The organism is Olleya sp. ITB9, assembly GCF_001315805.1.
Taxonomy (GTDB): Bacteria; Bacteroidota; Bacteroidia; order Flavobacteriales; family Flavobacteriaceae; genus Olleya; species Olleya sediminilitoris.
The window spans coordinates 73,132-86,985 of sequence record NZ_BCBW01000019.1 but is presented as its reverse complement, the minus strand read 5'-3'; the positions used below and the strand labels follow the sequence as shown (position 1 = coordinate 86,985).

The window sequence follows — 13,854 nt, the reverse complement described above, 5'->3', positions numbered from 1 at the left end:
GCTTTACAGTACAAATGTACAAAAAAAACTATTAGCAATAGCCTTGCGTAATGTTAAAACCTTATGAGTCAGCAAGTAATACCAGTCTATTTAATGCCAGGAATGGCAGCTAACCCGACAATTTTCGAGCACATAAAATTACCCAAAGATCAATATCAAATACATTGGTTAGAATGGAAAATTCCAGAAAAAAACGAAAGCATTTCTTCCTATGCAAAACGTATTTGTCAAGATATAAAACATGACAATCCAGTCCTAATTGGTGTTTCTTTTGGAGGTATTTTAGTTCAAGAAATTAGTAAGCTAATTAATACTAAAAAGGTAATTATTGTGTCAAGTGTAAAGACTAAGCATGAGTTACCAAAACGTATGAAACTACTTAAAGCAACCAAAGCTTACAAGATTTTACCAACTCAATTGCTAAGTAATATAGATTTATTAGCAAAATATGCTTTTGGGAATACTATTACCAAGCGTATTGAGTTATACAAAAAGTACCTGTCTGTTAGTGATAAAAACTACCTTGATTGGGCTATAGAACAAGTTGTGTGTTGGGAACAAGAACAACCTATTGATGGTGTTGTGCATATCCATGGCGATAATGATTTGGTTTTTCCGTTTTCCAATCTTTCAGATTGCATTACAATCAAAGGAGGTACGCATATTATGATAATAAATAGGTACAAATGGTTTAATCAAAATTTACCAAAATTAATTGCTTAAACATTAAGTAAATCACATAAAATATTTTATATTTAAAAGAAAAAGATAAGACGATGAAGATAGTACAAAAAAGCCTAGCAGTAGTAGGTTTAGCAGCATTAGGTATGTTATTTATTAACGCCTATCAAGATGCTCCAACAGACGAAAATTTTGAAAAACAAATTATAAACGATTATAATGTTTACGCTATACAGATGCCAACGTATTTAGAGTTTGCAGGAGAGGAAGTTCCTTTGTCAAATCCAGATATTTATGAGCGTATGGATAAAGAGCTTTTAGTAAACACTTATTGGCAATCTAATGGATTGTTAATGTTTAAACGAGCTAAAAAGTATTTTCCTATTATAGAACCTATTTTAGCAAAACACGGTATTCCTGATGATTTTAAATATTTAGCAGTGATAGAAAGTGGTTTAACAGACGCACGCTCTCCAGCAGGAGCAAGTGGGTTTTGGCAAATCATGAAAGCGACTGGACGTGAGCATGGATTAGAAGTTAATGATAATGTAGATGAGCGTTACCATTTAGAAAAAGCAACAGAAGTAGCATGTGATTATTTAATAAAAGCTAAAAGAAGTTTAGGATCTTGGACTTCTGCAGCAGCAGCATATAATGCAGGTAATTACGGGATTTCAAAACGATTAAAAGCACAAGATGTAACAAGTTATTACGATCTACTTTTAGGAGAAGAAACTGGTCGTTATGTGTTTAGAATTATAGCTTTAAAAGAAATCTTATCAAACCCAGATAAATATGGATTTAATTTTAGAGATAAAGATTTATATACTACTGTGCCAACTTATCAGGTAGCTGTAGATACAGCAGTTACGGATTTTGCAGGTTTTGCAAAACAGTTTGGTATAAACTATAAAATTTTAAAATTGCATAACCCTTGGTTGAGAGAGCCTCATTTAAATAACAAATCTAGAAAGCAATATTATATTGACATTCCTAGAGAAGGATATTATCAAACAAACCCATAAATGCTAGATTTTATAAGTCAATATTGGTGGACTGTTGCAATTGTCTTAAATTATATTTTAGTAATTATTGCAGTAGCAACCATATTATTTAAGTCAATTAATCCAACTAAAACACTAACATACATTATTGTATTGTTAGTGTTTCCTTTTTTTGGATTGATTGTATATTATTTTTTTGGTCAAGAATATAGAAAAGATAAAATTTTTAACCGAAAGGATGTTTTAAACAACACATTAATCAAGTCTATCAACCAAAAGTTAAATCTTGATCCAGAGACTTTAACAAGTTACGAAGCTAATATTGAAGAAGATCAAATTAGGTTGATTCATTTACTTCAAAAAAATGATAAATCACCATTAACTAAGTATAATGACATCGAAATTATTTTAAATGGTGAAAATAAATTTGAAATCCTTTTTAAAGATATTCAAAATGCAAAGGAGCATATTCATATTGAATATTACATTTTAAAAGATGATAAAATCGGTACAAAGTTTATTGACTTATTATGTCAAAAGGCAAAAGAAGGCATTATTGTTAGATTAAGCTTTGATGATGTAGGTAGTAAAATTTCTTCTAAAATGAAGAAAAAAATGACTGAATCAGGTGTTAATTTTTATGCCTTTATGCCAGTGTTGTTTCCTAGATTTGCTGGTAAAATGAATTACAGAAACCACAGAAAAATAGTCATTATTGATGGAGAAATTGGATTTGTTGGAGGTATAAACGTATCCGACACCTATGTTAATTATCCAGAAAATAAAGCTTATTGGAGAGATACACACTTAAAAATTGTTGGAGAGGCTGTATTTACTTTACAAACACAATTTTTGACAAATTGGAATTTTGTAGCAGATACGACCTTAGAATTAGACCGTTCATTTTTTCCTCAAAATAAGGTCCAAACTATTCAACCTGTTCAAATAGCAGCCAGTGGACCTGATACAGATTGGGCCAATATTATGGAAGCCATATTTTTTTCTATAGTTACTGCAGAGGATTATGTGTACATCACAACACCATATTTTATACCAAACGATCAGATTATTACAGCTATGCAAGTAGCTTCAAAAAGTGGAGTAGATGTTAGGCTTTTAATTCCGCATAAATCCGATTCTTGGACAGCAAAACACGCAACAAATTCATATCTAGAACAGTTATTAGAAGCAAACATTAAAATTTATAGATACGAAAAAGGTTTTATTCATGCTAAAACTATGGTTGTAGATGATGTCTTTACAACTATTGGAACTTGTAATATGGATTATAGAAGTTTTAATATTAATTTTGAAATCAATGCTTTAATCTACAATAAAGATAAAGCCAAAGAAGCCAAAGCTATATTTATGAATGATTTAGAGAGTGCAGCTCAAATAGATTTTAATCAATGGACAGAGCGTTCTAATATAAAACGCATTCAAGAAGCATATTGTAGGCTTTGGGCACCATTATTATAAGTAGTATTATTTTGCATAAAAAAAGGTCAAACTAAATAGTTTGACCTTTTTTTATAAAATGTAGTTTGATTATCTACTTCTTCTTTTTTGTGCTCTAATAGATCCACCTTGACCATAATGTTGTTTTGGTGCTTGGGCACGTTTCATGTTTTCTTTCATCATTTTAATCTGATCTGTTAACATGCCTTGTTTATCTAATTTTTGTGCTTCGGCCAATAAGTTAGTCGCTTCTTGCTTTCTTCTTTTTGATAAAGCAACACCTGCTAAGTTTAATTTAACCATTGCCATGTCATGATCCATAGATAATCCAAGCTTTTCAGCTTTTCTAAAGTAACGCTCAGCTTCACTCATATTATCTTGAGACACCATGATACCATTTAAAAAGTTATAGTAACCTTGTTGTTTTTGTACTAAAGCAGTTTCTGGATTTTTAATTTTATCTAACCATTTTTTAGCACCAGGATAATCTTGTTTTCTTAATCTTAAAAACGCAAGTAAAATAAATTCATTTTTAAAATATAAAAAGACAAATATCAGAGATAAAAGGATGTACATGATACCATTTCCTATGTTTCCTTCTACAAATTGCCAGATGGCTACACCAAAAATTCCGATTGCTATTATTAATTTTATTACTTTATTGTACATTATTGTTAATTTTAAATGTCTTATTTTTACTTAAATTTAAACGCTTTTAGGCGTATTTTTTATTGGAGTACAAAGAAACTAAAAAAATCTTTAAAAATATTTTTAAAATTAGGTTTGTCAAATAAAAAAGTCGTTGTATATTTGCGCTCAGTTTTAGGGAAAGTCTAAAACATTTAAAACATTTACTATTTAGATTTAAAAACATAAGACAATGCCAAAAAGAACGTTTCAACCATCAAAGAGAAAAAGAAGAAATAAACATGGTTTTAGAGAGAGAATGGCTTCTGCTAATGGTAGAAAGGTATTAGCGCGTCGTCGTGCTAAAGGAAGAAAGAAAATATCTGTTTCAACTGAGACTAGACATAAAAGATAATTAATGATTTTCAATTGTTAATATATTAAAGGCGTTACTTAGGTGTAACGCCTTTTTTTGTATCCAAATTTGATTATTTTTGATAACCGAAATAAAATTAATAAAATGCCAAAACAATCTAATTTAAAATCGATTTTAATTATTGGTTCAGGTCCAATAGTAATTGGTCAAGCTTGTGAGTTTGATTACTCTGGTACTCAGGCTTTACGATCGTTAAGAGAAGATGGTATCGAAACCATTTTAATAAACTCTAATCCAGCAACAATTATGACTGACCCAAGTATGGCAGATCATGTTTACTTGTTGCCATTAACGACTAAATCAATAATTCAAATACTTAAAGAGCATCCACATATTGATGCTGTTTTACCTACTATGGGAGGACAAACAGCCTTGAATTTATGTATTGAAGCAGACGAAAAAGGTATTTGGAAAGATTTTGGTGTAGAAATAATAGGTGTAAATATTGACGCTATTAATATTACAGAAGATAGAGAGAAGTTTAGAGAGTTAATGCTTGATATTGGTATTCCTATGGCACCTCAAGCAACAGCGACTTCTTATTTAAAAGGAAAAGAAATTGCACAAGAGTTTGGTTTCCCTTTAATTATTAGAGCATCCTTTACTTTAGGTGGAGCAGGAGCTTCTTTTGTTTATAAAGAAGAAGATTTTGACGAGTTGTTAACACGTGGTTTAGAGACGTCTCCAATCCACGAAGTCATGATTGATAAAGCCTTAATTGGCTGGAAAGAATATGAGTTAGAGTTACTTAGAGACTCAAACGATAATGTTGTTATTATTTGTGCTATTGAAAACATGGATCCTATTGGTATCCACACAGGAGACTCGATTACAGTCGCTCCAGCAATGACATTAAGTGATAAAACATACCAAAAAATGCGTGATATGGCTATCCATATGATGCGCAATATTGGTGATTTTGCAGGAGGTTGTAATGTACAATTTGCTGTAAGTCCAGATGAAAACGAAGATATTATTGCTATCGAGATTAACCCTCGTGTATCGCGTTCTTCTGCCTTAGCAAGTAAAGCGACAGGTTATCCAATTGCAAAAATTGCAGCTAAGCTAGCTTTAGGATATCATTTAGATGAACTTGAAAACCAAATTACTAAATCTACTTCTGCTTTATTCGAGCCGACTTTAGATTATGTAATCGTAAAAATACCACGTTGGAATTTTGATAAATTTGAAGGATCAGACAGGACTTTAGGTTTACAAATGAAATCTGTTGGAGAAGTTATGGGAATTGGACGTAGCTTTCAAGAAGCCTTGCACAAAGCAACACAATCGCTAGAAATTAAACGTAACGGTTTAGGTGCAGATGGTAAAGGTTATAAAAACTACGACCAAGTTATAGATAAACTAACACACGCTAGTTGGGATCGTGTTTTTGCTATTTATGATGCCATTCAAATGGGAATTCCGTTAAGTCGTATTCATGAAATCACAAAAATAGACATGTGGTTTTTAAAGCAATACGAAGAATTATATTTCATAGAAAAAGAAATTTCAACTTTTACTATTGATACTATTCAAAAGGATTTATTACTTGAAGCGAAGCAAAAAGGATATGGAGACAGACAAATAGCACACATGTTGGGTTGTTTAGAAAGTCAAGTCTATAATAAACGTGAAGAATTAAATATTAATCGTGTTTATAAACTGGTTGATACTTGTGCAGCAGAGTTTGAAGCAAAAACGCCATATTATTATTCAACGTTTGAAAACGATGTTGAAACTGCAGATGGAACACGACAAGCAGATAATGAAAGTATTGTTTCAGATAAGAAAAAAGTAATTGTTTTAGGATCTGGTCCAAACCGTATTGGTCAAGGGATCGAGTTTGATTACTGTTGTGTTCATGGTGTTTTAGCTGCAGCAGAATGTGGTTATGAAACCATCATGATTAATTGTAATCCAGAAACGGTTTCTACCGATTTTGATACTGCTGATAAACTGTATTTTGAACCTGTATTCTGGGAACATATTTACGATATCATTAAGCATGAAAAGCCAGAAGGTGTTATAGTGCAACTTGGTGGTCAAACCGCTTTAAAATTAGCCGAAAAACTTGAGCGTTACGGTATTAAAATATTAGGTACAAGTTACCAAGCATTAGATTTAGCCGAAGATAGAGGGCATTTTTCTACTTTATTAAAGGATTTAGAAATTCCTTATCCAGAATTTGATATTGCAACAACAGCTGATGAAGCAGCAGCAATTGCAGATGTATTAGATTTTCCAATATTAGTAAGACCTTCTTACGTACTTGGTGGTCAAGGTATGAAGATTGTTATTAATAAAGAAGAACTTGAAAAGCATGTCGTAGACTTATTAAGTCGTATGCCAGGAAACCAATTACTGTTAGACCATTATCTAGATGGTGCAATTGAAGCTGAAGCAGATGCTATTTGCGATGGTGAAAATGTCTACATTATTGGTATTATGGAGCATATAGAACCTTGTGGTATACACTCTGGTGATAGTAACTCTTTATTACCTCCTTTTAACTTAGGAGATTTAGTAATGCAACAAATTAAAGATCATACTAAAAAGATTGCTTTAGCATTAAATACAGTAGGTTTAATAAACATACAGTTTGCAGTTAAAGATGATAAAGTTTATATAATTGAAGCTAATCCAAGAGCTTCAAGAACGGTTCCGTTTATAGCTAAAGCCTACGGAGAACCTTACGTAAACTATGCAACTAAAGTGATGTTAGGTGAAAAGAAAGTAACTGATTTTGAATTTAACCCAAAATTAAACGGTTATGCAATAAAACAACCTGTGTTTTCTTTTAACAAGTTTCATAATGTAAATAAAAAGCTAGGTCCAGAAATGAAAAGTACTGGAGAAAGCATCTTATTTATTGACGATTTAAAAGATGACGAATTTTACAATTTATACTCAAGACGTAAAATGTACTTAAGTAAGTAATTGTCAAAATAGATACAATACAAAAAAACCTTCAATTTTAATTGAGGTTTTTTTATACTGAAAATAAAATTATTCTCTGCCAAAACTTTTTTCTCTAAAACACATTCCAACTTTATGTTATGCGTATCAGCTATATTTTTTATTTTTTCAAGGTCGCAGTCTTGCGATAATATAATTAATACAAGTTTGTCTTCTCTAGTATCTAGTTGACAAAATAAATTTTTAAAATACTCAAAATCTTCACCACAAAACCAAGCATTTTCTTTAATGTTTTTAGGGTTTTTAGGGTAGTAAGGAGGATTTATTATAATTACATCAAAAGGTGACTTTTGTAATTTCTGAAATAAATCTGAATATAAAATAGTTAGATTTAACTTATTATAATCTGCTGCAGTTTTAAGCGCATTTAAAGCGTTTTTATTTATATCTGAAGCAGTAACAGTAGCATTTTTAGATGCTGCAAACAAAGAGATTATACCAGATCCACAACCTAATTCTAATAAGGTTTTTTCTTTTAAATCTAAACTAGAAATATAGTCTAGTAATATTTTTGTGCTAATTGTATAATGTGGAGGAAATACACTAGGTACAACCTTTACAGTTATATTTTTATAGGTGTAATTTCGTGTTTTGTTAAAGTAATTCTCGGTAAAAAACTTTAAAAAAGGATGCGTTATTTTTTTTATAAATGTTCTAATCATTCCGAATAAAACCCTTCTATTTCAGGTTGTCTGTATTTCCAAATTTTATGTAACACTTTAATCTCATATGGATATTTATAAAAGCCACTATTGTATCTTAATTTAGAGATTCCTTTTAAAACTGTTTTTTTATAACCTCTTATTCTAAAATCTGAAACCGTTGGATAGTAACCATTTAATACGGTTTCAAAATTTTTAATGGTGTCTATCATATAAGGTTTTAACCAAGGAGTAAGAGGGTTTTTACGTAAATCGAAACTTTCCCAACTAGGATCTATCCATTCTTCTAAAGTTTCTGGGAACGAAAATCCAGCATCTAAAATTTGTTGGTAAAGCTCAGATCCTTCGGTAGGAACAGGGCTATATAAGTAAATAATTATTTCGGCATCTGGATTAATGGTTTTTATTTCTTTTATAAAATTAATATCCCAAAGTATTTGCTTGTAAACTTGTTCTTCGGTTTTAGCAGGCATTCCTAAAACAAAAGAAAGTTCTGGAATAATATCGGCTTTTTTCATTCTTAAAACAAAATCTTTAATCATTTGTCCAGATTGTGTACCTCCTTTATTCATTTGTTTTAAAACCTCGTCGTTACCAGTTTCTGCTCCAAGAAAAATCATTTTGCAACCTGCTTTACGCATTAGTTTTAAATCGTCGTCACTATATTTATTTATGGTATCTATTCTTCCTTCTCCCCAAAAACTAAGATTATCGTTTAATATTAATTTAGAAAATTCTAATACTCTTTTTTTAGATGTAAAAAAGTTATTGTCATGAAATTCTATAGCATCAATATTATAATTGTCTTTAAAATACTTTACATCTTCGTAAATTCTGTTAGCAGACATGCCTTTCCATTTTGCGTTATAAATTGGTACTACAGCACAAAAAGAACATGAAAAAGGACAACCCATACTTGAGTGATAGGATAGTGTTTTTTGTCCCATAAATGTTTTTGCTAAATAATTATTTACTGGATATAAACTATTTAGATATTGATAAGGAAATTTAGCCAAATCATCTTGGTTTATTAAAGCTTCGACAGGAGTTTTATGATTTGTTCCATTATTGTCTTGGTATATAAGATTTTTTATTTTAGGAATTTCGTCTAAATTATTTTGCTCTAAAGCCTCAATTAAATGAGGAAAGGTATTGTCTCCAGGACCATTTACAATATAGTTTACATAGCCAGAATTTAAACAAACTCTGTATTGATTGGACGGGAAATATCCTCCCCAAATTGTTATGGTTTTTGGGTAAAGTGTTTTAATTTTTTTTGTATAAGGTATGGCTTGTTTTAATTGTGGTCCAGGCATTACAGTACTACAAAAATATTTAAATTCTCCTGTTTTAAAATAAGTGTTTATAGTTTGCCAAGGGTCTTTTTCTAGGTTTCCGTCTACAAAAACATATTCATGTTTTCCATGTATTGATCCTCCAACTTGAAGTATAGAATTAGGTATTCTATGCTTTCCATTTGCACTTTTTGGATTGAATATGATAATTTTGTTTTTCATTAATTCTGTATTTTGGCAAAAATATTGCCATGTAGATTTTTAGATTTTAACGCCTTTATTATGGTTAAAATTTCTTTTTTAGTAACCCATTGTTTAATTTCTAATTTAGGATTTTCGTTTAAAATATAATTATATGTATAATGACCTAAACTAGAAATTTTTTCTATACACAATAATGTTTCTTTTATAAAGCCACCTGTAAATTCAAATTCGATAATAGGAATTTTATAAGTTAAATTTTTTAAAATTTCATATTCGTATCCTTCTGCATCTATTTTACAATATTTAGGTAAGCCGTATTTTTTTATTTGTGAGTCTAATGTTTTAACGGTCACCTTTTCTTTTGCATGCCAATAAATTTTTTCATTTTTAAAATGTTGAATAAATTTATTAGATAAAGTTGCTATTTCTATATGGTTTCCTAAGTTTAATTCAGTTTCAAAATTTTCTGCTCCTATTGCTATTTTTTCATATAAAAAATGAGAGTTTTTAGTTGCTATTTTTTTTAATGGTTTTTTGCAACTTGTTTGTGGCTCAAAACCTATTACTTTGTTTTTTAACTCTAATAAAATGATACTTTTATATCCTAAATTTGCTCCAATATCAAAACACAAATCATTAGTTATTACTAATGATTTATATAGCTTTTTTAGTGCTTTTTTTTTAAGATAATTATTAAATAGCATTTATTAACTTAGGTTTATATAGGTGGTTTTTTTGTTGTATAGATAAATATAACAGCTTAAACTAAAAATTTGAGCTATAGCATTAGCTGCCAAAAGTCCTGTAAAATTGTATCCAAAATATAATAAAGTTAAAGATAAGACGAAATTTATACTTAAGCTTATTGCCGAAATTTTTATAACTAGAGATTCCTTGTGTTTTTTAAATAACATTAAAATGTCTAGACTATAAATATAACATGGATAGCCTATAATAAAACCAAAAATAAGTTGAACTAACGATAATTTTATATTAAAATATAAAAGAGAAAAATAGATAAATGTTACAACTAGTAAGTTGAGTAAAAAACCATAAATAACAAAGCCTTTTTTTATTTTTAGTATACTTTTAGAACTCATTCTATAAATGTTTTTAACGTAAGGAAAAATTAACAGCATTGCTATTGATTGAGAAAAAACAAAAAATCCAGATATTATTTGGTATTCGCCTAAAGGTGTGCCTTTTGTTATTAAACTATAAGCGTAAACATCAATCTTAGACTGTAAGAAACCAGAAATCCCTAATAAAAAAAAAGGAAAACTCAAGAACAATACTTTTGTGTTTATTTTTATGTTTTTAAAGCGTAAATATTTAAAGTAGAGTAGAGCTGTAATTACTGCTTTTATTAGCATTGCAATTACATAAGTTTGTAATAAAATTAATAAGGTTATATTGGTTTTTAAAAAGTATAATTGTAATAATAAAATTGCAAAACCTGTAAGTTCGATGCCAATAAATTCGATATAATCTCTGTTATAAAATATAACAGATAAAAAGGAGTTTTGTACAAAAGCACTTAGAAGCCAGATTATTAACAATATGGATGTGTTTATGCCATATAAAAATGGAACTATTAAAATTATAATAAGGCATATAGGAAACCTTGCTTTAAATAACATTTGCCAATTAGCTATTATTTCTTTTGGGTTTTGGCTAAATAACCTCATTAAATAGGTTTTATTTCCCCAATTAATAATTACAGATGTAATTAATATAAAAAGTAAATACTCTACAAAGTTTCCCCAAAGTTCTTTAGAAAAAAAATGTACAACAATGTAAGAAAAAAATATAGATATTATTGGACTTAGGAAACTTCTAAACCCATTTAAAGCAATAGGTAAAACTCGAGTTATATTTTTTTTATTTATCATATAAATTAGTCACTAAAGCTAAATGCAATTTACATTATTTCTCTTGGAGTTTTATATTTAACTATGGTTAATTAGCATTACTTTTATAGAGTGATATGAAACAAAACATTATTAAACATATTTTTACGTTTAAGTCTATATTCCCATTACTCTTATTTTTAGGGTATGTTTTTTATAGGTCGTTATCGTTTCCTTTACACGATTTTGCAAACAGCTATTTTCCTGCGCATTTAGCTATATATAACAATACTCCAGAGTTTTTTCTATTCGATATTTATGAGTTTAACAATTATATATGGTCTTTAGGTTATAATGAGGTTTTTGCCGATTTTTATTTAAATTCTCCATTTAACATTGTTGCTTTTTATCCTTTTGCATTTATTGAAAATGCATATACAGCAAAAGCTGTTTTTAATGGAATTAGTTGTATTCTCTTTGTATTGTCTATTGCTGCTTTAATTAAGCGTTATGGAGAAAAAAGCCATTTACTAGTTTATGTAATTCCTATTTTATTTTACGTACCTATAAGAAACCAAATATTATTTGGACAAACTTATTTTTTAATTTTTGCCCTTATTGTTTTTAGCTTTTTGCAAATTGAAAAAGGCAAAGCAAAAGCAGGAGGAACCTTATTGGCACTAGCAAGTTTGCTTAAAGTTTTTCCTGTTTTTTATGGTGTTGTTTTTGTTTTAAACAATAATAAAAAAGCAATAATTTATGCTGTTATTTCAGGATTTTTATTATTAGTTTTAGGCATTACTTTAACAGGAACTTCTGTTTGGAAAACCTATTTTCTCGAAGTTATTCCTAATGCTATTGCAAATAAAAGCACTGTTAATTTTCAATTTAACTCGCAATCTTTCGATGTGTTTTTTAAAACACTTTTTATTCACGATTCCTATTATAATTCTAATGTGTTATATAATAGCGAACGCTTATATACTGCTATAATTTGGATATTTAAAGCTGTGTTTCTTGGTTTAGCTTTTTCTATGAGTTTTAAGGTTAAAAAAGATGTTTTGGCTTTACTTTCTATATGGATTGTCACCTTGTTTTTAGTACAATCCAGAACAGCAACTTATGCACAAATACTATGGATTATTCCTGCTTTTTATATTACAAGTAATAAAATGAATATGTGGAAAAAAATAGCTTTTTTTTTAATTCTATTTTTATTGTGTAATTTTCCTTTGTCAAAATTAGAAAATCTACCAATACTACTGCGGTTTTCGCGTATGTGGTTTGCTCTAATTTTGGCTATTATTGTTTTCTCTACATTTGCTAAGCGCAAATCTTTCTTATTTATTTTTGCATCAATAATTTTATTAATCCCTTTTAATTTGAGTGTTTTTAGTAACTCAAAAAAATTGATGTCACAGTATGTTTTAAAAACACAAGAATTCTTTATAATTTACGATTTTTCACAAACCAATAATCTTTTAACTTACTTTGCGTTGGGTAAAAATGGTAAAGAAACTGTAACAACAAAAATCTCAGTTAATACCTTTAATACTTCTGCTTGTAAGCTAGTAAATAACCAAATAGTATTAAACGGGAAACAACTTACTAACGATCCTTCTTTAAAGAAAAAACCTGTTTTAATTAATAGTAAAGAAGTGTATTACCTTACAGATTCTCAATCTAGAAGAGGAGCATTTACTTTAAAAAAGATAAATATAAATAGCAATTGATAGTCTTTTTAAAATACTATATTAAAGATCGATTTGTATTGGTATTATATAACAATTTTAAAAACTTTATTAAATTTCCAGAACACTATTTAAATGAAGTTTACAATTCTAAATATGGACTTCATTTTTTTTCGGAAGAAGAGAGAACTACTGCAATACAAAAGTGGTCTAAATAACTTAAGTTAAAGACTTAAATATATTAAACTTAAACACACCTAATTTTTGAAAAAAATACATTAGTGACACTTTTAAAACACCAAAACCATAAGTAACGCTCCGTTTAAAATTGATAGATGATGCATCTTCGAAATATTTTGCAGGACATGATATTTCTCCAATTCTAGCTTTTGTAAAACAGCATTGTGCTAATAATTGGTTATCAAAAACAAAGTCGTTAGAGTTGCTGTTATAATCAATTTTTTTAAGTGTTTCGGCATTAAAACAACGGTACCCTGTATGATATTCGGATAGCTTTTGCGACATTAATATATTTTGAAACAAGGTTAAAAAACGGTTAGAAATATACTTGTAAATTGGCATTCCGTTTTTTACTGCTCCTTCGCTTAAAATACGAGATCCTAAAACAACATCATTTACATTATTTGCAACCAAATCGCACATTGCTGGTATTAATTTTGGTGTGTATTGATAGTCTGGATGAAGCATTATTATAATATCTGCATTTAACTCTAAAGCTTTATCGTAGCATGTTTTTTGATTGCCTCCATACCCAATATTTTTTTTATGAGTTAGTACATGTTTTATACCTAATCTTTTTGCAATATTTACAGTGTTATCTGTGCTGTAATCGTCTGTAAGTATAACATCGTCTACTATATTAAAAGGGATTTCTTTAAATGTTTTTTCAACAGTTTTTGCTGCATTGTAAGCAGGCATTACAACAACTATTTTTTTGTTATTTATCATT

The 13,854-nt window shown here is 29.0% G+C and carries 12 protein-coding genes; 6 read left to right on the top strand and 6 right to left on the bottom strand.

Annotation, left to right across the window (positions count from 1 at the left end; genetic code table 11):
- The first annotated feature begins 63 nt into the window (after positions 1-63).
- From ITB9_RS05450 to cls, 3 genes are read left to right on the top strand one after another with little or no spacing between them, the layout of a single operon-like run.
- On the top strand, positions 64-723 hold the full coding sequence (locus tag ITB9_RS05450; protein ID WP_054851453.1) for a YqiA/YcfP family alpha/beta fold hydrolase: 660 nt from the start codon (positions 64-66) through the stop codon (positions 721-723).
- 53 nt (positions 724-776) lie between these two features.
- A complete protein-coding gene (locus ITB9_RS05445) occupies positions 777-1,706 on the top strand; it encodes a lytic transglycosylase domain-containing protein (RefSeq protein ID WP_028291246.1) in 930 nt (309 codons plus the stop codon).
- Positions 1,707-3,164 carry a cardiolipin synthase gene (gene cls, locus ITB9_RS05440; protein WP_054851452.1) on the top strand — a complete coding sequence of 486 codons (1,458 nt, stop codon included), beginning with the start codon at positions 1,707-1,709 and terminating at the stop codon, positions 3,162-3,164.
- Between the two features lie 69 nt (positions 3,165-3,233).
- Here cls and ITB9_RS05435 read toward each other — a convergent pair whose 3' ends face one another.
- Positions 3,234-3,812: a hypothetical protein gene (locus tag ITB9_RS05435; protein ID WP_028291244.1), complete on the bottom strand. Its 579-nt coding sequence runs from the start codon at positions 3,810-3,812 to the stop codon at positions 3,234-3,236.
- 211 nt (positions 3,813-4,023) lie between these two features.
- Here ITB9_RS05435 and rpmH point away from each other — a divergent pair, with 211 nt between their 5' ends.
- Positions 4,024-4,185: a 50S ribosomal protein L34 gene (gene rpmH, locus ITB9_RS05430; protein ID WP_028291243.1), complete on the top strand. Its 162-nt coding sequence runs from the start codon at positions 4,024-4,026 to the stop codon at positions 4,183-4,185.
- Positions 4,186-4,290: 105 nt separating this feature from the next.
- Positions 4,291-7,143: a carbamoyl-phosphate synthase large subunit gene (gene carB / locus ITB9_RS05425; RefSeq protein WP_028291242.1), complete on the top strand. Its 2,853-nt coding sequence runs from the start codon at positions 4,291-4,293 to the stop codon at positions 7,141-7,143.
- Here the strand turns inward: carB and ITB9_RS05420 are convergent.
- From ITB9_RS05420 to ITB9_RS05405, 4 genes are read right to left on the bottom strand one after another with little or no spacing between them, the layout of a single operon-like run.
- The gene (locus ITB9_RS05420; protein ID WP_082396070.1) at positions 7,101-7,844 is read right to left on the bottom strand and encodes a methyltransferase; all 744 of its coding nucleotides are present in this window, start codon (positions 7,842-7,844) and stop codon (positions 7,101-7,103) included. The two genes, carB and ITB9_RS05420, sit on opposite strands and share 43 nt — an antisense overlap.
- Positions 7,841-9,361, bottom strand: a complete 1,521-nt coding sequence (locus ITB9_RS05415; protein ID WP_054851451.1) for a radical SAM protein — start codon at positions 9,359-9,361, stop codon at positions 7,841-7,843. Before ITB9_RS05415 ends, ITB9_RS05420 begins: the two co-directional genes overlap by 4 nt.
- On the bottom strand, positions 9,361-10,047 hold the full coding sequence (locus tag ITB9_RS05410) for an FkbM family methyltransferase (protein WP_054851450.1): 687 nt from the start codon (positions 10,045-10,047) through the stop codon (positions 9,361-9,363). The genes ITB9_RS05415 and ITB9_RS05410 overlap by 1 nt, the downstream gene beginning before the upstream one ends.
- A gap of 3 nt (positions 10,048-10,050) precedes the next feature.
- The gene (locus tag ITB9_RS05405) at positions 10,051-11,235 is read right to left on the bottom strand and encodes a hypothetical protein (protein WP_054851449.1); all 1,185 of its coding nucleotides are present in this window, start codon (positions 11,233-11,235) and stop codon (positions 10,051-10,053) included.
- 95 nt (positions 11,236-11,330) lie between these two features.
- Here ITB9_RS05405 and ITB9_RS05400 point away from each other — a divergent pair, with 95 nt between their 5' ends.
- Positions 11,331-12,926 carry a glycosyltransferase family 87 protein gene (locus tag ITB9_RS05400; RefSeq protein ID WP_054851448.1) on the top strand — a complete coding sequence of 532 codons (1,596 nt, stop codon included), beginning with the start codon at positions 11,331-11,333 and terminating at the stop codon, positions 12,924-12,926.
- A gap of 177 nt (positions 12,927-13,103) precedes the next feature.
- On the opposite strand, the gene ITB9_RS05390 is transcribed toward ITB9_RS05400, so the two are convergent.
- On the bottom strand, positions 13,104-13,853 hold the full coding sequence (locus ITB9_RS05390; protein WP_054851446.1) for a glycosyltransferase family 2 protein: 750 nt from the start codon (positions 13,851-13,853) through the stop codon (positions 13,104-13,106).
- Position 13,854: the final 1 nt, after the last annotated feature.

Bases quoted from the DNA above. Each gene is read 5' to 3' on its own strand.
- ITB9_RS05390 (WP_054851446.1), bottom strand. From the start codon at position 13,853: ATGATAAATAACAAAAAAATAGTTGTTGTAATGCCTGCTTACAATGCA.
- ITB9_RS05450 (WP_054851453.1), top strand. From the start codon at position 64: ATGAGTCAGCAAGTAATACCAGTCTATTTAATGCCAGGAATGGCAGCT.
- ITB9_RS05415 (WP_054851451.1), bottom strand. From the start codon at position 9,361: ATGAAAAACAAAATTATCATATTCAATCCAAAAAGTGCAAATGGAAAG.
- ITB9_RS05435 (WP_028291244.1), bottom strand. From the start codon at position 3,812: ATGTACAATAAAGTAATAAAATTAATAATAGCAATCGGAATTTTTGGT.
- rpmH (WP_028291243.1), top strand. From the start codon at position 4,024: ATGCCAAAAAGAACGTTTCAACCATCAAAGAGAAAAAGAAGAAATAAA.
- ITB9_RS05410 (WP_054851450.1), bottom strand. From the start codon at position 10,047: ATGCTATTTAATAATTATCTTAAAAAAAAAGCACTAAAAAAGCTATAT.
- ITB9_RS05445 (WP_028291246.1), top strand. From the start codon at position 777: ATGAAGATAGTACAAAAAAGCCTAGCAGTAGTAGGTTTAGCAGCATTA.
- carB (WP_028291242.1), top strand. From the start codon at position 4,291: ATGCCAAAACAATCTAATTTAAAATCGATTTTAATTATTGGTTCAGGT.
- ITB9_RS05405 (WP_054851449.1), bottom strand. From the start codon at position 11,235: ATGATAAATAAAAAAAATATAACTCGAGTTTTACCTATTGCTTTAAAT.
- ITB9_RS05400 (WP_054851448.1), top strand. From the start codon at position 11,331: ATGAAACAAAACATTATTAAACATATTTTTACGTTTAAGTCTATATTC.
- ITB9_RS05420 (WP_082396070.1), bottom strand. From the start codon at position 7,844: ATGATTAGAACATTTATAAAAAAAATAACGCATCCTTTTTTAAAGTTT.
- cls (WP_054851452.1), top strand. From the start codon at position 1,707: ATGCTAGATTTTATAAGTCAATATTGGTGGACTGTTGCAATTGTCTTA.